General features: G+C 58.1%; 26 protein-coding genes. 18 read left to right on the top strand and 8 right to left on the bottom strand.

Annotated features, from left to right (window positions below):
• Positions 1 to 5 precede the first annotated feature (5 nt).
• Both HY2_RS00505 and HY2_RS00500 read right to left on the bottom strand, forming a co-directional pair.
• The gene (locus HY2_RS00505; RefSeq protein WP_051594567.1) at positions 6 to 1,538 is read right to left on the bottom strand and encodes a mechanosensitive ion channel family protein; all 1,533 of its coding nucleotides are present in this window, start codon (positions 1,536 to 1,538) and stop codon (positions 6 to 8) included.
• Positions 1,539 to 1,553: 15 nt separating this feature from the next.
• A complete protein-coding gene (locus tag HY2_RS00500) occupies positions 1,554 to 2,471 on the bottom strand; it encodes an SDR family NAD(P)-dependent oxidoreductase (RefSeq protein ID WP_034823593.1) in 918 nt (305 codons plus the stop codon).
• A 101-nt stretch (positions 2,472 to 2,572) separates the two neighbouring features.
• Between HY2_RS00500 and HY2_RS00495 the strand changes: the two genes are divergently transcribed.
• From HY2_RS00495 to HY2_RS00480, 4 genes are all read left to right on the top strand, one after another.
• Complete coding sequence (locus tag HY2_RS00495; RefSeq protein ID WP_034823591.1) at positions 2,573 to 3,223, top strand: HAD-IA family hydrolase; 651 nt, start codon at positions 2,573 to 2,575, stop codon at positions 3,221 to 3,223.
• Entirely contained in the window at positions 3,210 to 3,803 is a 594-nt protein-coding gene (locus HY2_RS00490; protein ID WP_034823589.1) for a hypothetical protein, read from the top strand. The genes HY2_RS00495 and HY2_RS00490 overlap by 14 nt, the downstream gene beginning before the upstream one ends.
• A 3-nt stretch (positions 3,804 to 3,806) precedes the next feature.
• The gene (locus HY2_RS00485; protein ID WP_034823586.1) at positions 3,807 to 4,100 is read left to right on the top strand and encodes a 4a-hydroxytetrahydrobiopterin dehydratase; all 294 of its coding nucleotides are present in this window, start codon (positions 3,807 to 3,809) and stop codon (positions 4,098 to 4,100) included.
• Positions 4,101 to 4,206: 106 nt separating this feature from the next.
• Complete coding sequence (locus HY2_RS00480) at positions 4,207 to 4,980, top strand: SDR family oxidoreductase (protein WP_034823585.1); 774 nt, start codon at positions 4,207 to 4,209, stop codon at positions 4,978 to 4,980.
• 16 nt (positions 4,981 to 4,996) lie between these two features.
• On the opposite strand, the gene HY2_RS00475 is transcribed toward HY2_RS00480, so the two are convergent.
• The gene (locus HY2_RS00475) at positions 4,997 to 5,233 is read right to left on the bottom strand and encodes a hypothetical protein (protein ID WP_034823798.1); all 237 of its coding nucleotides are present in this window, start codon (positions 5,231 to 5,233) and stop codon (positions 4,997 to 4,999) included.
• 230 nt (positions 5,234 to 5,463) lie between these two features.
• On the opposite strand from HY2_RS00475, the gene HY2_RS00470 reads away from it, so the two are divergent.
• Positions 5,464 to 5,835: a VOC family protein gene (locus HY2_RS00470; RefSeq protein WP_034823584.1), complete on the top strand. Its 372-nt coding sequence runs from the start codon at positions 5,464 to 5,466 to the stop codon at positions 5,833 to 5,835.
• Positions 5,836 to 5,841: 6 nt separating this feature from the next.
• Here HY2_RS00470 and HY2_RS00465 read toward each other — a convergent pair whose 3' ends face one another.
• Both HY2_RS00465 and HY2_RS00460 read right to left on the bottom strand, forming a co-directional pair.
• Positions 5,842 to 6,327, bottom strand: coding sequence for a hypothetical protein (locus HY2_RS00465; protein WP_034823581.1), 486 nt, complete (start codon positions 6,325 to 6,327; stop codon positions 5,842 to 5,844).
• Positions 6,328 to 6,415: 88 nt separating this feature from the next.
• Positions 6,416 to 7,660 carry an MFS transporter gene (locus HY2_RS00460; protein ID WP_081814842.1) on the bottom strand — a complete coding sequence of 415 codons (1,245 nt, stop codon included), beginning with the start codon at positions 7,658 to 7,660 and terminating at the stop codon, positions 6,416 to 6,418.
• A 160-nt stretch (positions 7,661 to 7,820) separates the two neighbouring features.
• On the opposite strand from HY2_RS00460, the gene HY2_RS00455 reads away from it, so the two are divergent.
• Genes HY2_RS00455 through HY2_RS00440 form a run of 4 tightly spaced genes read left to right on the top strand, consistent with a single transcriptional unit; the run spans position 7,821 to position 9,528 of the window.
• On the top strand, positions 7,821 to 8,114 hold the full coding sequence (locus tag HY2_RS00455; protein WP_034823579.1) for a YggT family protein: 294 nt from the start codon (positions 7,821 to 7,823) through the stop codon (positions 8,112 to 8,114).
• A 3-nt stretch (positions 8,115 to 8,117) separates the two neighbouring features.
• Positions 8,118 to 8,399, top strand: a complete 282-nt coding sequence (locus tag HY2_RS00450; protein WP_034823578.1) for a DUF167 family protein — start codon at positions 8,118 to 8,120, stop codon at positions 8,397 to 8,399.
• On the top strand, positions 8,396 to 9,283 hold the full coding sequence (folD, locus tag HY2_RS00445; RefSeq protein ID WP_034823577.1) for a bifunctional methylenetetrahydrofolate dehydrogenase/methenyltetrahydrofolate cyclohydrolase FolD: 888 nt from the start codon (positions 8,396 to 8,398) through the stop codon (positions 9,281 to 9,283). The genes HY2_RS00450 and folD overlap by 4 nt, the downstream gene beginning before the upstream one ends.
• Positions 9,280 to 9,528, top strand: coding sequence for an HNH endonuclease (locus HY2_RS00440; RefSeq protein ID WP_034823576.1), 249 nt, complete (start codon positions 9,280 to 9,282; stop codon positions 9,526 to 9,528). The genes folD and HY2_RS00440 overlap by 4 nt, the downstream gene beginning before the upstream one ends.
• Here HY2_RS00440 and HY2_RS00435 read toward each other — a convergent pair.
• Entirely contained in the window at positions 9,525 to 10,265 is a 741-nt protein-coding gene (locus HY2_RS00435; RefSeq protein WP_051594566.1) for a LytTR family DNA-binding domain-containing protein, read from the bottom strand. The genes HY2_RS00440 and HY2_RS00435 overlap by 4 nt on opposite strands.
• A gap of 165 nt (positions 10,266 to 10,430) precedes the next feature.
• On the opposite strand from HY2_RS00435, the gene HY2_RS00430 reads away from it, so the two are divergent.
• The 8 genes from HY2_RS00430 to odhB all read left to right on the top strand — a co-directional run bounded on the left by HY2_RS00430 (position 10,431) and on the right by odhB (position 20,940).
• Positions 10,431 to 10,850 (top strand): DUF2141 domain-containing protein, encoded by a 420-nt coding sequence (locus HY2_RS00430; protein WP_034823575.1) that lies wholly within the window; start codon positions 10,431 to 10,433, stop codon positions 10,848 to 10,850.
• 22 nt (positions 10,851 to 10,872) lie between these two features.
• Positions 10,873 to 11,430, top strand: a complete 558-nt coding sequence (locus HY2_RS00425; protein ID WP_233346658.1) for a DUF2306 domain-containing protein — start codon at positions 10,873 to 10,875, stop codon at positions 11,428 to 11,430.
• A 69-nt stretch (positions 11,431 to 11,499) separates the two neighbouring features.
• The gene (locus HY2_RS00420; protein WP_034823573.1) at positions 11,500 to 12,669 is read left to right on the top strand and encodes an alkaline phosphatase D family protein; all 1,170 of its coding nucleotides are present in this window, start codon (positions 11,500 to 11,502) and stop codon (positions 12,667 to 12,669) included.
• A 34-nt stretch (positions 12,670 to 12,703) separates the two neighbouring features.
• On the top strand, positions 12,704 to 13,954 hold the full coding sequence (locus tag HY2_RS00415) for an MFS transporter (RefSeq protein ID WP_034823571.1): 1,251 nt from the start codon (positions 12,704 to 12,706) through the stop codon (positions 13,952 to 13,954).
• 124 nt (positions 13,955 to 14,078) lie between these two features.
• On the top strand, positions 14,079 to 15,275 hold the full coding sequence (gene sucC, locus HY2_RS00410; RefSeq protein WP_034823569.1) for an ADP-forming succinate--CoA ligase subunit beta: 1,197 nt from the start codon (positions 14,079 to 14,081) through the stop codon (positions 15,273 to 15,275).
• Positions 15,276 to 15,292: 17 nt separating this feature from the next.
• Positions 15,293 to 16,195, top strand: a complete 903-nt coding sequence (sucD, locus tag HY2_RS00405; RefSeq protein WP_034823567.1) for a succinate--CoA ligase subunit alpha — start codon at positions 15,293 to 15,295, stop codon at positions 16,193 to 16,195.
• Positions 16,196 to 16,360: 165 nt separating this feature from the next.
• The gene (locus tag HY2_RS00400) at positions 16,361 to 19,369 is read left to right on the top strand and encodes a 2-oxoglutarate dehydrogenase E1 component (RefSeq protein WP_034823565.1); all 3,009 of its coding nucleotides are present in this window, start codon (positions 16,361 to 16,363) and stop codon (positions 19,367 to 19,369) included.
• Between the two features lie 29 nt (positions 19,370 to 19,398).
• On the top strand, positions 19,399 to 20,940 hold the full coding sequence (gene odhB / locus HY2_RS00395; RefSeq protein ID WP_034823563.1) for a 2-oxoglutarate dehydrogenase complex dihydrolipoyllysine-residue succinyltransferase: 1,542 nt from the start codon (positions 19,399 to 19,401) through the stop codon (positions 20,938 to 20,940).
• Here odhB and HY2_RS00390 read toward each other — a convergent pair.
• Entirely contained in the window at positions 20,937 to 21,641 is a 705-nt protein-coding gene (locus tag HY2_RS00390) for a class I SAM-dependent methyltransferase (RefSeq protein WP_051594565.1), read from the bottom strand. The genes odhB and HY2_RS00390 overlap by 4 nt on opposite strands.
• Positions 21,642 to 21,809: 168 nt before the next feature.
• On the opposite strand from HY2_RS00390, the gene HY2_RS00385 reads away from it, so the two are divergent.
• Positions 21,810 to 22,154, top strand: a complete 345-nt coding sequence (locus tag HY2_RS00385) for a chorismate mutase (protein WP_051594564.1) — start codon at positions 21,810 to 21,812, stop codon at positions 22,152 to 22,154.
• Here HY2_RS00385 and HY2_RS00380 read toward each other — a convergent pair.
• Complete coding sequence (locus HY2_RS00380; RefSeq protein ID WP_051594563.1) at positions 22,115 to 22,495, bottom strand: Hpt domain-containing protein; 381 nt, start codon at positions 22,493 to 22,495, stop codon at positions 22,115 to 22,117. The genes HY2_RS00385 and HY2_RS00380 overlap by 40 nt on opposite strands.
• Positions 22,496 to 22,502 lie beyond the last annotated feature (7 nt).

Below are 22,502 nucleotides of genomic sequence, written 5' to 3'. Positions count from 1 at the left end.
TTGTGTTATTCCTTGCTGGTCTCTGTGTCTGGCTCTGTAGCGGGTTCAGGCTCAGGCTGTTTTGAGGCGGTACGTTTCGGCCTCGCGATCTCCACCTTCAGAGATGAGTCCGGCTCGATATACAGCTCTTTGCGGCGCAGCGGCACGGACATGCCATTCTCGGTGAAGCGCTTCCAGACTTCGCGCAGAATGTTCGAGGCGACATTGGCGGTGCCGTTTTGCGGGTCCACGATCCAGAAACGCATTTCCAGCACGATGCACTCATCAGTGAAATCCTTCACGAGGCAATTCGGGCTGGGCCAGCTGATGACGCGGTCTGTCGATTTGGCCGCCTCGATGACGATGTTGATCGCTTCCTCAAGGTCTGACGTATAGTCGATGCGCAGTTCCTTATGGATGCGCACGCGCTTGTTGGAAAAGCTCCAATTGATCACCGTATCGGTCATCAGCTTTTCGTTCGGGATCAGGAATTCCTTGCCTTCCTGGGTGGTGATGGAGGTGTAGCGTAGGCCGAGCGACTCCACGACGCCAAACGTCTCGCCCACTTCGATCACGTCCTGCGGCTTGATGGAGCGTTCGGACAGAAGGACGATGCCCGAGACGAAGTTCGACACCACTTTCTGCATGCCGAAGGCAAAGCCGAGACCGATGGCACCGGAGATGACCGTCAGCGCGCCGAGGGGGATGCCGAGCCCGGCCAGCGTCAGCAGCACAGCCGCGACGAGGAACACAATCTGAATTGCATTGCCGATCAGGATGCGGATGGAGGGTTCCACCTTGGGCAGGTGATTGACGCGTTTCTTCATCGACTTGGCGGCGCGGTTGGCCACGAATAGCAGCACGGCCGCAGTCATGATGGCCTGGAAGATGAAGACGGGGCTGATCCGCCGCTCGCCAAAGGGTGGGCCGATGCCGGACAGCCAGTTGATAACATCCGGCAAGACGCCCAGGGCAAAGAAGATCGCGAATGTCCAGGTCAGGACGGATGCATAGCCGCGCAGTTCTTCCGGCAGGAAACTCAAGGAGACACGGATCACCAGCCATGCAATGGAAAGCGACAGGGCTGTCCGGACAAGGATGAGCGGATGGTCAATCGTACCGAGCAGGGAGACTGCCAGCGCCAGCATGATGGACCACATGGCTGGCCGTACCGCCTTTTGCAGAACGTCTAGGCCTTCCCGGCGTGGCGGTTCCACGAAGCGGCGCAGGGTGACGGTCACCGCGCGCTTGACCAGAGGGGTCAGCAGCGCGCCCAGCGACAGCGCCGCAATGATGCAGGCGAACTGGATGGCTATGGGGTAGAGAATTTCAGGCTGTTGCGCCTTGGTCTGGAGCCAGCCTACCGGATCATCCAGAAACGGACGAACTGGCTCAAGCCATTTGAGGATTGGGTTGACGATGTCCTCCACGGGCGGAAGTATATCTTCGGTAGGCGCCGTGGCTTGCCCGGTTGCCTGCGTCGCCTCAACCGGACGACAATAGAGTTTCCCATCGCCGCCGGTGATGCACTTCTGATAGATGACGCCATCTTCTTCCAAGCAAGTCTCCGCCGATCAGACCGGATCGTAGGGGAAGACGCTGGCCGAGGCACCCATGTCGAAGAAATTCGCCTTCATGGCTGGCAGGGCCTGATCGAGTAGGCTTTCCGGGGTCCAGCCCTCAAGACGCGCTAGGGATTTTACCGGCCGGGGCTGGTCGAAGAGGAGCACTTCATTGCCTCGCACGGCAAAGATTTGGCCAGAGGTTTCCTTCGCCTTGTCGGCGCAGAGGGCAACGGCCAGCTGGGCGACCTGGTCTGCGCGCATGCCGTTCTTCATCCGCTCGACACGCTCGGCCCCGGCTTCGTCCTTCACCGGGATTGAGGCGATCATGCGCGTCCAGGCGAACGGTGCGATGACATTTGAACGGACATTCTTGCGGACACCTTCCATGGCAATTATACGCGACAGGCCAACAATGCCCATTTTGGCCGCGGCATAGTTTGCCTGGCCGATATTGCCGATCAGGCCGGACGTGGAGGTAAACAGCACGAAGTTGCCCTCTTCCTTCTCGCGGAACATTTCGATGGCGGCGCGGGTGACGTTGAACGTGCCACGAAGGTGTACGTCGATCACGCTGTCCCAGTCATCTTCGCTCATCTTGTGGAACATGCCGTCCCGCAGGATGCCAGCCGGGTTGATGATGGAGTGCAGATCTCCGTACGTATCCTTGGCCTGCTCGATCATGCCTTCGACGGCTTTCATGTCGGTGACGCTGTCAGAGTTCGAGACAGCCTCGCCACCGGCATCACGAATTTCCTTCGCGACCGTTTCAGCCGGCCCTGCGCTGCCTTCATCGGCGCCGGTCAGGCTGCTGCCCAGATCGTTGACGACGACTTTTGCGCCTTCGCGTGCGGCCAGCAGGGCTGTTTCCTTGCCAATGCCATTGCCCCCGCCGGTAACGAGGACCACTTTGCCTTCCAGAACGCCCATGGACGAAACTCCCTGTAATTTGTTGCAATCGCCGCCACCCTAGATGCGGGCTCGCAATGTTCAAGGTTTGAAAACGCTGCCGGCCCGGTTACAGGACATGCATGAGCAAGACATATAAAGCTATTATCTGGGATTTCGGGGGCGTTTTTACCTCCTCACCCTTCGACGCCTTCAATGTTTACGAGGCTGAGCGCGGACTGCCGAAAGATTTCATCCGCACCGTCAATGCCACCAATCCGCTGGACAATGCCTGGGCCAAGCTGGAGCAGAGTCTGGTCACGGCGGCAGAGTTCGATGCCATGTTCCGCGAGGAGTCAAAGGCGATGGGACATGAGGTGCCTGGCGGAGAAGTGCTGAAACTGCTCTCCGGAAGTTTGCGCCCGCGCGTGGTCAAGGCACTGGAAGTCTGCAAGCAGCATGGCAAGGTTGGCTGCATCACCAACAATGCCCCGGTCGGGAAGGGTGCCTCCATGACCAATGATGAGGCAAAGGCAGAGCAGGTGGCGAAAGTCTTCACCATGTTTGACCATGTGATCGAAAGTTCGAAATTGGGAATCCGCAAACCGGATCCGCGCATTTACGCTCTCATGTGTGAGGCGCTCGATGTCGACCCGGCAGAATGCGTCTATCTTGATGATATCGGACACAATCTGAAACCTGCCAGGGATATGGGCATGACAACGATCAAGGTGCTCAGCGAAGACCAATTGCTGGCAGACCTGCAGGCCGCCACAGGTTATGACGTGGTCTAGGGCTGCAGTCGGCGCACTGGCCGGGGTGGGGTTGGTGCTGCTGGGGGCATGTTCTCCGGAAAAGGGCAGGCCGCAGCCTGTGCTGCCGGAAGACAGCCTGACGCAACCCCCTCATGAACGTCAGCCGGTTGTGCTGACTGAGGCAGCCGCAGAGACGCGGGATGAATTATTGTCCTATGCGCAGGCGGGCTCTCTGACACGCCTGTCTCGCAAGGCCAATGAGTATGAGGATTTCGTCTCAAATTTTGGCGGCACACCGCATCGCGAATTCTGGGACCTGATGCGCCGAACAGGGGTGGACCCGAACCTTAGGCTGCAAGCACTTTTTGATCAGCCGCCAGGTATGCGGGAGATCGATGGAGAGATCTGGTTCGTCTGGCCGGATCTGGCGGCACGCGATGCGGGTGATTTGATCCCCGAGAAGCTGACCTTCCAGGAAAGGCGGCGTTTAATGGAACTGATCGGAGATGACGGGATTGAGAAGATACGCATGGGCGAAGGATATCCCGGAATGCGCACCGCCATCGCTGGCAATGGGCGCTGGATTTACTACGTCCTGGCACAGGATGGAGAGGATTAGATCATGACAGACAAGATTGGCGCAGATGCCGCCCTGGCAAAGCTGACGGGGTGGGCCAAGGGTGAAGGTGACCGCGACGAGATCACCAAGACCTTCAAGTTCGATAACTTCAAAATGGCTTGGGGGTTCATGTCCTCTGTTGCGATGAAGGCTGAACAGATGGACCACCACCCAGAATGGTTCAATGTCTACAACAAGGTGGAGGTCACACTGACCACCCATGATGTGGATGGGGTTTCGCCCAAGGATCTTGAACTCGCCCAGTTCATGGATGATCTGGCAGGCAAGCTCGCCTAATCCGTAGAGATCTGCAGCAAACTTCCCGTAGGGGCAGTCTAGGCGGCTTGCCAACGCGCTGATACGGGTAGGCATACCTATCAGATATCAGTTGGAGGAGCCGCATATGGGCCGTGTATCAGGAAAAATGGCGTTCATTACGGGCGGAGCCCAGGGCCTCGGCGAAGCCACAGCGCGCATGTTCGCGCGCGAAGGTGCCAAGGTCACCGTGACCGATATAAATGGGGCAGGGGCGGAAGCCGTCGCAGCCTCCATCAATGAGGCCCATGGAGACGGCACGGCCTTTGCCTGGCAGCATGACGTGACGGATGAGACCCGCTGGCAGGAAGTGTTGAAAGCAGCCCATAACGCTATGGGAGGGCTCAATGTGCTGGTCAACAATGCCGGGATCGGATCGCTCGGCTCTGTCGAAGACGAGAATTACGAGACGTTCAAACATGTCCAGACAGTGGACGTGGATTCCATCTTCCTGGGCTGCAAATACGGCATTCCCTTAATGCGCGATCATGGTCTCGGTTCGATCATCAACATCTCGTCGATTGCCGGTATCATCGCCAGCGCAAACTATGTGTCCTACAACACGGCAAAGGCTGCAGTACGCCATATTTCAAAATCGATTGCACTACATTGCGCCAAGACTGGTGGTCAAATCCGTTGTAACTCCGTGCACCCCGTATTCATCAATACGCCAATCCTTGACCGGACAAAGGAAATGTTCGGCGAGGAAGAGGCGCTGGCCAAACTGGGCCGTCAAATCCCGCTCGGCCGTGTCGGGGAGCCTGACGATATTGCCTATGCCGTGCTTTATCTGGCCTCGGATGAAAGCAAGCTGGTTACGGGCATCGAGCTGAAAGTGGATGGCGGCATCAGCGCCATGTAGCTTTCAGCACTTGCCTCTACGCCAGATGGCGTTTGCGCGCCATGCGGCGTTGGTGACGGGCTCTCAGCATTGGGGCGATCTTCCAGGATAGGGGGATCGCCACAATGATACTTAGCAGCACGGCCAGAGGGATAAAGATGGCTGCGTTTGCTTTCAGAATGGGAACGTACAGAACAGCCAGCAGGATCACGCCAAACAGCACGCCCTGTACCATCCCGTAAATGAGCAGGGATATTGCCGAACGATTGGTCATGGTGCCTTCCTCCATATGACTATGTTCAATTAATCCGTGAAACGGGTGCCGGTTCCGGGTGCAATAGGGCATGTCTGGCGGGCGTGGCATGGATACGCAGTATGCAGGTCCAGTGCGTTTTTCTGAGGAAAGCTGCCGGGCGGAATTCAACAGGTAATTTAACCGGCAGACTTGCTGCGAAATATGTTCATGATATGTTCCTATTTGTCCGCAGCAAGGAGGGACGATACATGATTGGATATGTAACGCTTGGCACAACAGACATGGCCCGCTCGGCCAAGTTCTACGATGCTATCGCGAAGGAAATGGGAACAGGCCGGATGATGGAAACAGATACCTACATCGCCTGGGGCACACCGGGCGGCTCAGCCGGTGTAGCCGCAACGCTGCCCTATGATGGCCAGCCTGCCAGTGTCGGAAATGGCACCATGGTTGCACTGGAGGCAAAGGACCAGGATCAGGTTCAACGCCTCTATGACATCGCCCTTGCCAATGGCGGAACGGATGAAGGTGCACCCGGCCCGCGCGGGGAGGGCGGTTTCTATGCGGCCTATTTCCGTGATCCGGATGGCAACAAGCTGAATGTCTTCACTATGGCATAGGCCGTTTTATTGGGCCTGCCTGGCGCGTGAATAACTGAGCGTGTTGCCACGGGCGAGGTAGCTGAGCACGAGTTTGCTGTCGCTGATCTCCAGCACGCTGTAACAGAGTGCTTCGCCATCTCCCGATGTGGTTTTGATCAACGGGATATCTTTTGTGGCAGTTGTTGCACCGCATGTCTCAACGATATCAAGATGCTCTGTGTTCAGAGTTCCTCCGCCATAGGTCATTTCGAGTTGGTCTCCGGTGATGATCATGCCCGCTTGCGGATCATCATCGGAAATCCAGCGTCCTGACAGAGCTTCCAGCTCTGGCTGGTCTGGTGCCGGGCGAGTCTCTTGTGACAGTGTGGGAGTATCCTGCCGGAGTGTCGGCGATTGCGAAGGCGATGTTTCAGTTGTTGCGGAGGCTGGCGCTGCCGGGGCCTGCTGACCGCAGGCGGCCAGCAGGGAGAGGGCCATCAGGCAGGCTGCGGCAATACGTGCTGCGGGCATGGGCAATTTCCATATTATACATGCTTTGTAGTCAATTTTTCAGTTGGACAAAGGCGCTCTTGCTATATGCGCGTCCCGCTCTTGGCGGTCATATGGGTGTCAGAGGCCGACGAGACGTCACCAGAAGGGCATAGATCGCTAATAAGCTCATTACGCCTGCAGCGGTGTAAAGCGGCAGGGATGGCAGGAGGGAGTAAAGGGTCGCGCCCACCAGCGGCCCGAAGATAAATCCCGAAGGCGGCGCGGCGGCCAGCAGGGCTGCAGCAGATCCCTGTTCATGGCGCTCCACCGAGAGGCTGCCCAAGGCATTGGCCGCCGGCACGGCAAGGGCCGCGCCGCAGCCAATCGTGAAAAAGCTGAGCGCAAGGCTCCAGAACGGGAAGAAGAAGTCCGCACAAACATAGCCGGTCGCAACAAAGGCCAGCCCCACGGGCAGAATCTTGCGCGGGTCCGGTCTGCGCGGCTGAACAAACCCAAATTGCATGATGATCATGCCTGCAGCGAGACAGGCAAAGGCAATCCCTGTGTGCAATACCACTGCCTCATCGGCAGTGCGGGTGGCGGTGCCGGTAAATTTGTAGCGGTCCTCGATAAACCAGCTCATCGTTTGCTGCACCATGCCGATGGCGAAGAAATAGCAGAACAGGAAGGCCAGGTGCGGGAAGACACGCGAGTCTCGCACGGCGAGTGGCTTGGGGCGTGTGCTTGATTTCGGGCGCTTGCGTGTCGGCGGCAGGGCAAAGGCCAGCAGCAGTCCGGCGGACAGATTGAAGATGATCGAGCCCCAGATCGGCATTAGTGCCCCATATGGGGCAAGCACTGTCGCCCCGGCCGGCCCGATGATGGAGCCAACACTCATGCAGGCCCCCAACATGCCGAGGCCGCCGGCGCGGGTCAGGGGCGTCGTCGCATCTGTCATCGCGGCCATGGCAGCAGGCTGCAGACCCGGCGCCAGCAGACCAAACCAGAGCCGGACAAAGGCGAGCAGAAAGAAGGTGGACAGACCGGTGACCAAACCTGCCAGTGCTGCCTTCAAGGCCAGTACGAATATCATGTTCGTGAGACCCATGGCGAACATGGAAAACACCATCACCCGCTTGCGCCCAAACCGATCTGCCAGGCGCCCCCAGGTCGGGATGAGAAGGGCGTAAAGCGCAGCAGACAGGGTGAGGATACCGGCAACTTCAATCTCGGTCAGGCCAGCCTTGCGCGCGAGTGGTGCGACAACCACAAAATTGATCGTCATGCCGGCGCCCATGGCTACCATGGCCATGCCGATAATTGCCTGCTGGAAGGCGCTGAGTGGCAGAAGAGGCTTGTCGGTATCTTTCATGCCTTGAATGCCCCTTGCTGCAGATCGCCTGTGTGTTTGGCGTTGAGCTGAATGTCAAACCCTACCCCTGTTCGAGGGAAAGGACAGGCCAATCTCTTGCGCAGGGTAGGGGCATCACCCTAAGTGAAGGCAATGAAAGAAATTATTGGAGCGTCGCCCTATGGCCGCCATTCTTGATCTGGTTCTGCTGATCCTTCGGATTGTTACATTTATTATTATTGTCCAGGCCGTGCTGTCCTGGCTGGTCGCGTTCAATGTGCTGAGCATCCAGAATCCGACCATTCGCAACATCTGGAGCGGTTTGGAGAGAATCACGGAACCGGTTTACCGTCCCATCCGCAACATCCTGCCGCCGATGGGCGGGCTGGATCTGACCCCGATGGTTGTGCTGCTCATCATTTTCTTCCTGGAACGCGTGATCATTCGGTACGGCTATTCTGTTGTTCCGCTATAGGTCATGCACCGGTTGACCGTTCGCGTGCAGCCAAACGCTTCGGCTGACCGGGTCGAGACCTGGGAAACCGATGCGGCCGGGCGAACCTATCTCAAAGTCCGCGTGCGCGCCGTTCCCGAAGGGGGCAAGGCCAATGCCGCCGTGGAAAAAGTGGTCGCGAAATGGTTGGGCGTCCCAAAGTCTGCGGTCCGGGTGGTGACGGGCGCGAAGAACCGGTTAAAAGGCCTCGAGATAGACGGGCCGCCCGATCTGGCGGCGAAACTTGCCGGGGATGCAGAGCCATGAGCGCCAGCGTGATTGATGGAAAAGCGATTGCGGCAGATGTCCGCGCCAGTGTGGCAAAGGCCGTCAGCCAATTGCCGGGCCAGCCTTCTCTGGCTGTTGTACTGGTTGGCGAAGACCCGGCCAGCCAGGTCTATGTCCGCAACAAGGTACGCCAGACAGAAGAGGCAGGCATGGTGTCTGTTCATCACCGCCTGCCTGAAACGGCCAGCCAGCAGGATGTCGAGAGCCTGATCACCGAATTGAACGCGGATGACAGCGTAGATGGTATCCTGCTGCAGCTGCCGTTGCCCAAAGGGCTGGATGCGGATGCCGCTATTGAGAAGATCGCCCCCGACAAGGATGTTGACGGCCTGACGGAAGTGTCCGCCGGGCGTTTGACCCTTGGTAAGCCGGGCTTGGTAGCCTGCACGCCGACGGGATGCGTCATCCTTGCAAAACGTGCGCTGGGGGCGGACCTCTCCGGCAAGCATGTTGTCGTGATCGGTCGCTCCATTCTGGTCGGCAAGCCGGCGGCGCTACTTTTTCTGGCCGAGAATTGCACGGTGACGATCGCACACAGCCGCACGAAAGATCTGCCGGCGGTGTGCCGTGCGGCCGATATTCTGGTGCCGGCTGTGGGCCGTCCGGGAATGGTCAAGGCGGACTGGGTGAAGCCCGGCGCGGCGATCATCGATGTCGGCATCAATCGCGTGGATGCGCCTGAGAAGGGTGAGGGCAAGACCAGGCTGGTGGGGGATGCAGACTATGCCGATTGTGCAGAAGTGGCGGGCCACATCACGCCTGTGCCGGGCGGTGTCGGCCCGATGACCATTGCCTGCCTGTTGCGCAATACGGTTCTGGCGGCTTGCGCCCGGCGCGGCTGGAACGTTCCGGAAGGGCTGTGAGCCAGTCCTTTCTGCCTCCTGATACGCCGCAATTCCGGCGGTTGTGGGAGGCGCAGGAAGGTTTGTGTGCCCTGTGCGGAAAACCCATGCCCGGCAGCCGGGCAGAAATGGCTCATGCCACGCTGTGGAAAAAATGGCGCCCGACCTATGATCACATCATCGCGCTAGCGCGCGGCGGGGCGGATCATGAAAGCAATCTGCAGCTGGCGCATGCCATGTGCAACAAGCGAAAGGGCATGGGCTAAGTGAGCCCTGCCGCGCGGACATTCGGCTGGTAGGTGCGTGAGACTGGCGCTTTCTTCCCGGATTTGAGCACCAAGTACAATTTGCCATTCTCACGCCGGGAATCGGCCACGCCCTGTTTTGCCACCCACCATGAGCGATGGGTTTGCAGGCCATTGTCCTCTCCCAATTCGCGGATCGCGTCGGCCAGGCGCATCAGAATGAGTTCCTCGCCGCGGTCTGTATGCACGCGCAGATAATGATCTTCTGAAGAAATGGCCCAAAGGTTAGCGCCGCGGAACCGCACCGGCAGGCGCTGAAGAAAGCCTGCGATCCGGTCTTCCGGTTCGGCACCTTCCAGTTCCGCCAAGCGGCGTGCGCGATCAAGCAGGAAGCCGCCGACAGTGATGACAAGGCTGACGGCAAAGACATAGCCGAATTGTATTGGCACCAAGGCAAGTGGAAGCGGGTTACCTAGCACCAGCATGAAAAGCATCAGCGTGATCGTAACCGGCACAGACAAGAGAGCCGAGGCCACGATGATCATCAGGGCAGGGTGGGCATTCTTCATCTTGGCGTGAAAGACAAACGGCACGACAAAGAGCGAAGAGACGGCGCCGACCAGCATGGTGATGAACCACATCAGGAAGCGTAGCCAGACACTGCCCCCGCTGCCGTAGACGCCGAACCAGGTGAAGCCGGCGGCCAGCAGCGTCACAATGGCGAGTGTCTTCAGTGTCTCCCTGAGGGCTACAGGCATACGGAATCTCTATGTATTTCACGCTTCGCGAATGACACTGGCCGCATTTGGCGAAGGTTTCCACCCTCTCCGCGCAATCCATGTGGCGGCCCTGAACCGGCCGGGCAAAGCTCATCTCCATCAACCCACACGGGGCATCGGCCCTCGATTTTATGGAGACCCAACATGATCCGCAACACACTGATTTCCGCCCTGTTTGTCTCATGCCTTCTGCCAGAGACGGCTGCGGCTGCTGACCTGTCTGTGGACATAAAGGGTATTCGCAAGGCTGAGGGTCAGCTGCATGTCGCGCTGTTTGAAGAAGCCGGCTGGGGAGACAATCAGGCTGCGCAGACAAAGGTAATCCCCTCAACGGGTGATGACGTGACCTTCGTCTTCGAAGGCCTGCAACCGGGCCGGTACGGCATCAAAATGTTTCATGATGTGGATGGGGATGGCGAACTGAAGCGCAGCATGATCGGCATTCCAGTGGAACCCTATGGCTTTTCCAATGACGCGCCAGTGCGCTTCGGCCCACCTGACTTTGACACTGCCGCGTTCGAGGTGACCGAAGACGGCGCCGTTCAGACCATCACGCTTCGCTAGGTCAAGACAGAGGAGACACGACATGCATAGCCCTGAACTGAGCTTGAGATCTCGCCTTTGGCGTATTCGTCTTGACCGCCCATCCAATCGTATTGTGATCGGTGTCGCGCTGCTTGCCTACCTGCTGATCAGCTGGATGATCCTGAAGGCAAATGGCAATCCGCCCATCCATTTGCATTTTGATGCAAGCCAGCTGGTTGATGCTTCCATAGCCATCAAGGTGCATGTCGCCGGGGCCCTCAGCGCTTTCGTCATCGGCACCATGCTGATGCTGGGTGTGAAGGGCAGGGGTCTGCACAAGACGCTCGGCTATAGCTGGGTGGGGGCGATGATGGTGACGGCTCTCAGCTCTTTCTTCGTGGTCGGGCTCAACGGGAATCATTTCAGCTGGATCCACGGTATCTCCGCCTGGACGGTGATTGGTCTGCCGATGGGGATTACCGCAGCGCGCAGGAAGAACATTGCGTCTCACCGCAAACAAATGACCGGCATGTTCGTTGGCGCGATGCTTGTGGCCGGATTATTCACCTTTCTGCCCGGGCGGATGATGTGGTCCATTTTCTTTACCAATGGAGCGTGATTGCCCTTACTGCCCTCTCCAAAGCCCGCTACTGATTACACAGGCGGTGAATTTTGGAGGAGGGCAGTCATGAAACGGATCATAGCTTTGGGGGTGGTTGCGGGGTTCGCAGCGTGTCAGGCGCCAGGGCCTATTTCCATTCCAGGCATCACGCGGGCACCGCAAAGTGCGGAAGAGGCTTTGGAGGCCTATTATAGAACTCTGCCGGATGATTTCTATCCCGTCGCGCCAGCGGGGCTGCCGCTGCCAGCAGAAGACACAGTTCTGTCCCGCATTCTGGTGGCGTCCTGTCATGATGAGGAACTTGGCGACACGCCGGCGCTGCGCAGTATTGCCAAGGAAGATGCAGACCTGTTCCTGATGATCGGGGATAATGTCTATGGCGACAGGGATGGTCCGGCATATGCCGTGAATGAGGCGACGCTCGATGAGCTGCGGGAGAGCTTTACCGATCTGGCAGCCCGCGATGATTTCCGCTCAGTGCGCGCCCACCTGCCGATGATGGTGGCATGGGATGATCATGATTATGGCGCGAATGATGCGGGGCGGGAGTTTCCCTTCCGCCGCTTGTCTGAGCGCATTCATGAGCGCTTCTGGGGCCTGGACAGCAAGGATGTGGGTGCATGGCCCGGCACCTATTATGCCCGCACATTCGGACCGGAAGGTAAGCGCACGCAGATCATCATGCTGGACACACGTTATTTTCGCTCTCCACTGACGCCAACGGATGAGCCGGGCGTTGTGGGCAAGGAGCGCTATGTTCCATCAACGGATCCCAATCAGGACATGCTGGGCAATGATCAATGGACATGGTTGGAGAACCAGCTGCAGAAGCCTGCAGATTTGCGACTGATCGTTTCTTCCATTCAGGTGCTGCCTACGGACGGGCATGGCTGGGAGGCATGGTCTCGTCTGCCGGCAGAACAGCAGCGATTGTATGATCTGATCACCGAAACTGCTGCAAATGGTGTCGTCTTTGTCTCAGGCGATCGCCACACCGCATTCCTCTATCGCAAGGATGGGATCCTACCTTATCCGGTCTATGAGCTGACGGCCTCTTCCCTCAACAAGGCATGGGCGGAAGACTCGCCAGAGAAAGACAGCGCCCAGATCGGCGCGGGATATCCGCCTGAGAATTTCGGTGCAATCAACATCGATTGGGAAACCGGGTCTTTAGACCTTGAAGTTAAGGACGAGGCAGGAGAGACGGTTCGTCATACAACCGCCAAATTCAGGTAGCTAAGCCACGGCACTGAAAAGGCTGCCGGTAGACATGACTGAAACGCGTAACGTACTTGCACTCATTATTGCTGTGATGATCCTGCAGATCGCAGGTGGGCTGATGAGCGTGCTGACACCTCTTGGCCTTGAGGCCCTCGGCACGCAGCCTCAGACAATCGGTATGATTGCAGCCCTTTACGCGTCCGGCTTCATGCTGGGGGCGTGGACTGCGCCGCGCGCCCTGGCCACCTTTGGCAATATTCGCCTGTTTGCTGCTGCCGCGGCGGTTACCTCTGCCGGGGCGTTGTCCCTGTCACTCTGGTATAATGAGGGCTTCTGGGCTGTCGTACGTGTCATACAGGGCGTAAGCTTTGCGTACATGTTTACCAGTGTGGAAAGCTGGCTCGGGGTTGCTGTGCCTGACAAGGCGCGAGGCAATGTCATGGGGATCTATCATACCGGTGCGAAGCTTTCGCTGATGATTGGTCCATTCTTTGTGGCCGGCCTGTCTCCGCTGGATAGCCGCGCCTATAGCTGGGCCGCATTGTTTCTGACCCTGGCGCTGGTGCCTGTCTGCCTGACCCGGCAGGAGCAGCCCGCGCCGCCGGGGCGCTCTGCCATGCCGCTCGGGCGGCTCTATACGCTTGCGCCTGCGGCCGTGATCGGTGTGGCGCTGTCCGGCGTCATCAATACCGGCATGACGGCGCTGATCCCTATTTACTTCGAAGGCTTCTCGATGGGTGGTGGTGGCACAACCGCAGCAGCTATCGCTGGCGCCGCAGCCTGGATGGGCGGTTTGATTGTGCAATGGCCCGCCGGACGCCTCTCAGACCGACTGGAACGCCGGATGGTCATTGCGGTTATGTGCGCCGTTTCCGGTCTCGCTGCTCTGGGTATTGCGGTGTTCGGCCGCAGTCTGGGAGAGACAGGTGTGATTATTGTTCTCAGCGTCTGGGGGGCTGGGTCACTGTCCTTCTATGGCCTATGTGTTGCTCACGCGATTGACCGCACGCCTAAAGCCGCCATTCCGCAGGTCATGTCCGGGCTTCTGTTTGTCTGGGCAGGCGGCTCTATTGTCGGGCCACTGTTATCCGGTTTCGCGATGCGCGGGGCAGGGCGGATGGGCCTCTTTGGACTGGCGGGAATCCTGCTTGTGATTCTGGCCATGATCATGGTTTGGCGGGTCAGCAAACGGGCTGCACCGGAGGAGGGGCAGCAAGAAGACTGGAGCCCGATCCTGCCAACACCGCTGGCCAGTGTGGAGCTCGACCCGCGCAATCCCGAACGGGATGCCGAAGCCTGAGTCTCTGAATAGATACCCAGCTGGTTGCGACTGCTGCTGAGACTGATATATAGCCACCACAATCAAACCGGGGTGGCTGGCATGCTGACCCCTCCACCAAGCCAGGGCAAACAAGGCAGTTTACATGAACATTCACGAATACCAGGCCAAGGCCGTGCTGAAATCCTTCGGCGCACCTGTGGCAGAAGGCGTACCCGTTCTTTCGCTCGACGATGTACAGAAGGCAGTTGATACCCTGCCGGGCCCGCTCTGGGTCGTGAAATCCCAGATTCATGCCGGTGGTCGCGGTAAAGGCAAGTTCGTGGAAGCCGAGGCTGGTGAAAAGGGCGGTGTCCGCCTGGCTTTCTCCAAAGAGGAAGTTTTGGAACATGCCAAGGCCATGCTGGGCCACCACTTGGTCACGGCGCAAACCAGCGCTGAAGGCAAGCAGGTCAATCGCCTCTACATCGAAGACGGCGCAGACATCGACCGCGAACTTTATCTCTCCCTGCTGGTTGATCGTGCCACAGGCCGTCCGGCTTTTGTCGCATCCACCGAAGGCGGCATGGACATTGAGGAAGTCGCTCACGAGACGCCGGAAAAAATCCTGACCCTTCCGATCGACCCAACCACGGGCGTGACGGACGCTGACGCCGCAAAGCTTTGCGATGCGCTGAAGCTGGAAGGCGATGCCCGCACGGACGGCATGAAACTCTTCCCCATCCTCTACAAGGCCTTCACCGAGAAGGACATGTCGATGCTGGAGATCAACCCGCTGATCGTCATGGAAGATGGCCATCTGCGCGTCCTGGACGCGAAAGTCAGCTTTGACGGCAACGCCCTGTTCCGTCACCCGGACATCGTGGAACTGCGCGACACGACTGAGGAAGACGAAAAGGAAATCGAGGCCTCCGAATGGGACCTCGCCTATATCGCCCTCGACGGCACCATCGGCTGCATGGTCAACGGCGCAGGCCTCGCCATGGCGACGATGGACATCATCAAGCTATACGGCGAAGAGCCGGCAAACTTCTGTGACGTTGGCGGCGGTGCCAACAAGGAAAAAGTGGCTGCTGCCTTCAAGATCATCATGAAAGACCCGAACGTGAAGGGCATTCTGGTGAATATCTTCGGTGGTATCATGAAGTGTGATGTCATCGCGGAAGGCGTGATTGCCGCCGTGAAGGAAACCAACCTGGCTGTGCCGCTGGTCGTGCGCCTCGAAGGCACGAATGTCGAGATGGGCAAGAAGATCATTGCCGAATCCGGCCTGAACGTCATCCCGGCCGACGATCTCGACGACGCCGCCCAGAAAATTGTGAACGCCGTTAAGGGCGCCTGAGGAATAAAGCTGAAATCATGTCCATTCTCATCGACAAGAATACCAAAGTCATCGTCCAGGGCCTGACCGGTAATACGGGCTCGTTCCACACGAACCAGGCGCTGGAATATTACGGCACGAAAATGGTTGCCGGTACGCATCCGAAGAAAGCTGGTCAGAAATGGGTTGCCGACAATGGCACCGAACTGCCGATCTTTGCGACGGCCGGTGAAGCCGCAGAAGCAACGGGCGCTAACGCCTCCGTCATCTACGTGCCGCCAGCAGGCGCTGCAGCAGCCATCGAGGAAGCCATCGATGCGGAGATCCCGCTGATCGTCTGCATCACTGAGGGCGTCCCGGTACTCGACATGGTGCGTGTTAAGGCGAAGTTGGAGAAATCCAAATCCCGCCTGATCGGTCCGAACTGTCCGGGTCTGCTGACACCGGAAGAGTGCAAGATCGGCATCATGCCGGGCAAGATCTTTCAGAAGGGCTCAGTAGGCGTCGTGTCCCGCTCCGGTACGTTGACCTATGAAGCCGTGTACCAGACATCTCAGGCCGGTCTCGGCCAGACCTCAGCTGTCGGCATTGGCGGCGACCCAGTCAAAGGCACCGAGTTCATCGACGTGCTGGAAATGTACCTGGCTGACGAAGAAACCAAGTCCATAATCATGATCGGTGAAATCGGCGGTACCGCCGAAGAGGAAGCTGCTCAATTCCTGATCGATGAGGCCAAGAAAGGCCGCAAGAAGCCAATGGTTGGCTTTATTGCAGGCCGGACTGCACCAAAAGGGCGTACGATGGGCCATGCCGGTGCTATCGTTTCCGGAGGTCAGGGTGATGCCGAGAGCAAGATTGCGGCGATGGAAGAAGCGGGTATCCGCGTGTCTCCGTCACCTGCGCGTCTCGGTACGACCATGGTCGAGGTATTGAAGGGCTAGCAGTCCGCACAACATATAAGCCAGGGCGGCCTTGGCGGGCCAGTCTGGCGAGGCCAGCATCTGTCCCCGTTCAGGCCGTCCTATAGATCATCAGCCCCGGTAGGAACCGGGCAAGTATTTTATCCCTATTGTATGGGGTTTGGGTCCTAGAGGACGGAAATTGAAATGGCAGACGACGGCAGCCCGGTAAAAGGTTCGCGCAGTTCAGGTAACAGCGCGATGCTGGAAACAGCCTTCCTGTATGGCGGCTCAGCCATGTGGCTTGAGCAGATGCAGGCGGCCTATGCAAAGGATCCCGCGTCAGTTCCCGAGAGCTGGCGCGACTTCTTTGCCGAGCTTGGTGATGATTCGAGCGACGCAGAGCGCAATGCTGGCGGTGCCAGCTGGAAACGTGGTGACTGGCCACGCCCGCTGAGTGATGAACAGGTTGCCGCTTTCGATGGCAACTGGGCTCTGGTCGAGCCTAAAATCGAGAAAAAGCTGAAGCAGGCAAAGCCTGGCGCGTCAGAGGCAGAAATTGCCCAGAACGTGAAGGATTCGATTCGCGCGATCATGATGATCCGCGCCTATCGTATGCGGGGTCACCTCGCCGCGCAGCTGGATCCGCTATCTCTCGATACGCCGGAAAAACAGCCTGAGCTTGATCCGGCAACCTATGGCTTCTCCAAGGAAGACATGGATCGCAAGATCTTCATCGATGGCTATCTCGGCCTCGATTATGCCTCCGTCAACGAGATGCTCGACATTCTGAAGCGGACATATTGCTCCACGCTCGGCATCGAGTTCATGCATATTTCCGATCCGGAAGAAAAAGCCTGGCTACAGGAACGCATCGAAGGCCCGGACAAGGGTGTTGCCTTCACGCAGCAGGGCAAGAAGGCCATTCTGGCCAAGCTGATCGAAGCGGAAACCTTTGAACGCTTCCTGCACAAGCGTTATCCGGGCACGAAGCGTTTCGGTCTGGATGGCGGTGAGGCGGCTGTTCCGGCGCTGGAGCAGATCATCAAGCGTGGCGGTGCCCTCGGTGTGAAGGAAATCGTGGTCGGCATGCCGCACCGCGGCCGCCTGAACATGCTGGCTGCCGTGATGGGCAAGCCTTACGAGCAAATCTTCCACGAATTCCAGGGCGGTAATACGCAAGGTGCGGGCGAGTTCGGCTCTGGCGACGTGAAATACCATCTCGGCGCATCTTCCGACCGCGAATTTGACGGTAACAAGGTGCACCTGTCCATGAATGCTAACCCGTCTCACCTGGAGGCGGTTAATCCGGTCGTTCTGGGCAAGTCCCGTTCCAAGCAGGAGATGCGTCACCGAGAAAGCGGCACGCTGAACCGCGCAACGGTTCTGCCTCTGCTGCTGCACGGCGACGCCGCGTTTGCAGGGCAGGGGGTTGTGTCCGAGTGTTTCGCCCTGTCAGGCCTGACAGGCTATCGCACGGGTGGTACCATCCACTTCATCGTGAACAACCAGATCGGCTTCACGACCAGCCCGATCTATTCGCGGTCTTCTCCGTACCCGTCCGATGTGGCTCTTATGGTTCAGGCCCCGATCTTCCATGTCAATGGGGATGATCCGGAAGCCGTGACCTATGCTGCCAAGGTGGCGACGGAATACCGCCAGAAGTTCCATAAGGACGTCGTCATCGACATGTTCTGCTATCGCCGCTTCGGGCACAATGAAGGCGATGAGCCGATGTTTACCCAACCGGTGATGTACAAGGAAATCAAGGGCCATCCGTCCACACGCGAAATCTATGCGGAGCGCTTGGTCAAGGAAGGCATTCTGACTTCTGAGCAGGTGGAGCAGCAGGTTTCTGATTTCGAAGCCTATCTCGACCGCGAATTCGAGGCCGGCAAAACCTTCAAGGCCAAAAAAGCCGACTGGCTGGATGGCGAATGGAAAGGCCTTGGCCTGCCGGATGATGACGAGCGCCGCGGCAAGACCGGCGTTTCCAAGAAACGTCTTCAGACGCTGGGTGAGAAAATCACCACGGTTCCGGAAGGTATCGACATTCACAAGACCTTGGCACGCGTCATTGATGCGCGGGCGACGGCCATTACTAAAGGTCAGGGTTTGGATTGGGCGACTGCGGAGCATCTGGCTTTCGCAACCCTGCTGGATGAAGGCTTCCCGGTACGTCTTTCCGGCCAGGATTGTGGCCGAGGCACGTTCTCGCAGCGCCACAGCCATATTGTCGACCAGACAAATGGCGACCGTTATACGCCTCTCAACCATTTAAGTGATGAGCAGGCGCATTACGAAGTAATCGACTCGCTTCTCTCCGAGGAAGCCGTGCTTGGCTATGAGTATGGCTATTCGCTGGCAGACCCGAACACGTTGACCCTGTGGGAAGCCCAGTTCGGTGACTTCGCCAATGGCGCGCAGGTGTTCTTCGACCAATTCATTTCCTCAGCTGAGCGTAAATGGCTGCGGATGTCGGGTCTGGTTGTACTTCTGCCGCATGGCTATGAGGGTCAGGGCCCGGAGCACTCGTCTGCCCGCCTAGAGCGTTTCCTGCAGATGTGCGCTGAAGACAATATGCAGGTCTGTAACCTGACAACGCCAGCGAACTATTTCCACGCGCTGCGCCGCCAGATCCACCGCGACTTCCGCAAGCCGCTGGTGATCATGACGCCGAAGTCTCTGCTGCGGCACAAGCTGGCGACATCTGCCCTGGATGATCTGGGGACGAAGTCTTCTTTCCACCGCGTTCTGTGGGATGATGCCGAGACGCCTGGCCGTGAAGGTAAGGTGAAGCTGGTCAAGGATAACAAGATCCGCCGCGTCGTGATGTGCTCGGGCAAGGTCTATTACGACCTCTTCGAAGCACGTGAGGAAGGCGGTCAGGATGATGTCTACCTGCTGCGTATGGAGCAATTCTATCCGGTGCCACGCAAATCGCTGATTGCTGAACTGAAGCGCTTCCCGCAGGCAGAACTGGTCTGGTGTCAGGAAGAGCCGCGCAATATGGGCGGCTGGACCTTCATTCGTGACGAGATTGAATGGTGTGCCAACCAGGCAGGCAGCAAGTCTTCGCGTCCGCACTATGCGGGCCGCCCACCGTCTGCGGCTACGGCTACTGGCCTTCTTTCGAAGCACAAGGCTGAGCAAGATGCTCTCGTTTCCACAGCCCTTGGCGCAGACCCGGTCGACGATAATATCGTCGCGACCTGATTACTGATTTTAATGAACGGACTGATTTCATGACCGATATCACAGTGCCCACACTTGGCGAGAGCATCACGGAAGCCACCGTTGGCCAATGGCTTAAAGCCAAAGGCGATCAGGTTAAGAAGGATGATGTGCTTGTAGAGCTGGAAACGGACAAAGTGTCCGTTGAAGTTTCTGCCACGGAAGACGGGGTTCTTTCCGAGATTATTGCAAAGGAAGGCGACACGGTTGAGATTGGCGCGATCCTCGGCAAGCTTGGCGAGGGCTCTGGCGCAGGCACGGCAAATGACAAACCCGATACGGCAGCCGATGCGTTGCCAGAACATGGCGGCCCGAAAGAGAAGGGCGGCGTACCCGGTAAGGAAGACAAGGGCGAACTGATGGACGTTGAAGTTCCAACAATGGGAGAGAGTGTTGCAGAGGGCACGCTCTCCACTTTCCTCAAGGCTCCAGGCGATGCCGTGAAGAAAGACGAAACGATCGCTGAGATCGAAACCGATAAGGTGGCACTGGAAGTGCCGTCTCCGGCAGATGGTGTGCTGGCTGAACTCCTGGTCGCCGAAGGCGATTCCGTGACGCCAGGCTCTGTCATTGCGCGCATTGATGCAGGCGCTTCTGCGCCAGAAAAATCTGCGGCGTCAGCGGCTTCCGCGCCAGCCGCCAGAACGTCTGCGCCAGCGGCTACGGGTGATCGCCCGGTTGCGCCGTCTGTACGCCGCATCTCTTCGGAAGCGGGCGTCAATCCGTCAGACATTCCGGGCACCGGCAAGGATGGCCGCGCCACCAAGGCCGATGCAATGGAGTATGTGAACTCTGCTGCCAAGTCTGCGGCCTCGTCCGCGCCGACCCAGGCAAAAGAGTCTCGCGATATTGGCCCACGCGAAGAGCGCGTACGCATGACGCGCCTGCGCCAGACCATCGCACGCCGCCTGAAAGAGGCCCAGGACACGGCCGCCATGCTGACGACATTTAACGACGTCGACATGGGCGCCATCATGGATCTGCGTAAAAAGCATCAGGACGCTTTCGTGGCCAAGCACGGCATTAAGCTGGGATTCATGAGCTTCTTCGTGAAAGCGTGTGTGAATGCTCTGAAAGAAGTGCCCGCTGTGAACGCAGAGATCGACGGCCAGGACATCATCTACAAGAATTTCTACGATATTGGCGTTGCTGTCGGCACCGAGAAAGGCCTGGTGGTGCCGGTCGTGCGGGACTCTGACGACCTGTCGCTGGCAGGCATTGAGAAGGCGATTGCCAATCTCGGCAAGAAGGCACGTGACGGTGAACTCACCATCGGAGACATGCAGGGCGGTACGTTCACCATCTCCAATGGCGGTATCTATGGCTCCCTGATGTCCACGCCAATCCTGAACCCCCCACAATCCGGGGTTCTGGGCATGCACCGCATTGAGCAGCGCCCCGTCGCTGTGAACGGCGAAGTTAAGATCCGCCCGATGATGTATCTGGCGCTGTCCTATGACCACCGGATCGTCGACGGCAAGGAAGCCGTGACGTTCCTGGTGCGTGTCAAGGAAGCTCTGGAAGATCCGGAACGGATGCTGCTCGAAGTCTAAAGCCTGTGAGTGATCCAGCCACGGATCAATCCAGCCTGAAAACATTGTACGGGGCGGCCAAATTTGGCCGCCCCGATCATTTTTTCGACCTCCGAAGGATCGTGAGTGGCAAAGAGCGTCCCAAACGATTGCCGATAGTTCTGCCCGCCTTCGTCCGTCATGCCAGCCAAGTTCATCAGTCCAAGCCAGACCTCCATTTCCGTTTCGAAGATCGTATCGTAACGATTTCCGCAAAGCGCGGCCTCGAACAATGGTGCGCTGGGCTGCAGGCGCTCGGCAATCGAGCGATAATAAGCTGTGCGGTCTTCCTCCTCGTTCAGGAAATGTGAGACAAGCAGGCTGGTTGCGGCATCAAATTGTGTCTCTGGCAGGCTTGAAACATAACCTGCATGGAATGTGCACCTGTCGGCAAAGCCTTCTTGGTTCGCGTGCTGCCAGGCGATTTCAAGCATCGCGTCTGCCGGGTCGGCCAGCGTAAAGTGCCAGGACGGGAAGAGGGGGGCTAGATGGCGGACATCTGCTCCTGTGCCAGCTCCAGCGATAAGGATGTGGGCATTGTCCGGCAAGTGGGCGAATTGCGACTGTATGACAAGGTGCAGCAGGCTGTTGATGGCTGACAGCTTGCTGAAGCGCTCATCATAGGTCGCGGCTTGCTCTGGGCCGAAAGCGTCCAAGATATTATTCGGCAGCGAGGGGGACATGTAGACACCACAATGTTATATTGTAACTGATCGTTGTATCTAGCTACCTGTCAGGGCAAACACAAGAGGTTTCACCGAAGGATTGCGGGCTGTTCGTCGCAGCTGCATTATTGCCGAGACCGTTGCGCTCATATATTCGCGAACGACTGGCAACAGGGCATACCAAGCATGACGACTTATACTTCAGACCAGCGTCACCAGACGGCAGAGACATGCGAGAGCATGGAGCAGGTTCGCTACGAGATTGACCGTATTGACCGCTTGCTGGTGGAAATTCTGGCTGAACGCCAATCCTTCATGGATGCTGCCGCCCGCATCAAGGGCGACCGGAGCATCGTGCATGACCGACCACGGATCGAAGATGTCGTTGAAAAAGTGAAGGCTGCCTGCACTGGCGCCGGCCTATCCCTGGCGATTGCCGAGCCTGTTTGGCGAACTCTGATAGATCGCTGTATTGCCTACGAATTTGCAAGCTATGACGCCTTGAAGGCCCCTGAAGATTCCAATTCGTGAAGCGTTTTTGCAGCCTCTTCCAAGGTGTTGCCCAGCACATCCTTGACATCTCCCAATAGAACCGCCGCCGCCGTCAGGCTGGGGGGCGTTTCTGCGCGTCCCGCTTTCTCTGCCTTCTCACATTTTGCAGCTAGGCGAATGGCGCCAATGCCCAGGGCTGAGCCTTTGAGCGTGTGCGCGGCGTCGGCCCATTGTTTCGGATCTGTTTTCGGGTCCAGCATGCGTGACCAGATTTCAGCCTGATGCTGGAAGAGCTCGATGATCTCTATAGCAAGCCCTGGATCATTGCCCGTCATTGATTTCAAATGATTGCGGTCCAGCAAGGCGAGGGGGGCAGTCATGGGCATG

This window comes from Hyphomonas pacifica, assembly GCF_000682675.1.
GTDB classification, from domain to species: Bacteria; Pseudomonadota; Alphaproteobacteria; order Caulobacterales; family Hyphomonadaceae; genus Hyphomonas; species Hyphomonas pacifica.
Note: the sequence above shows the minus strand (reverse complement) of the source record. Positions and strands in the feature narration are given on the sequence as shown.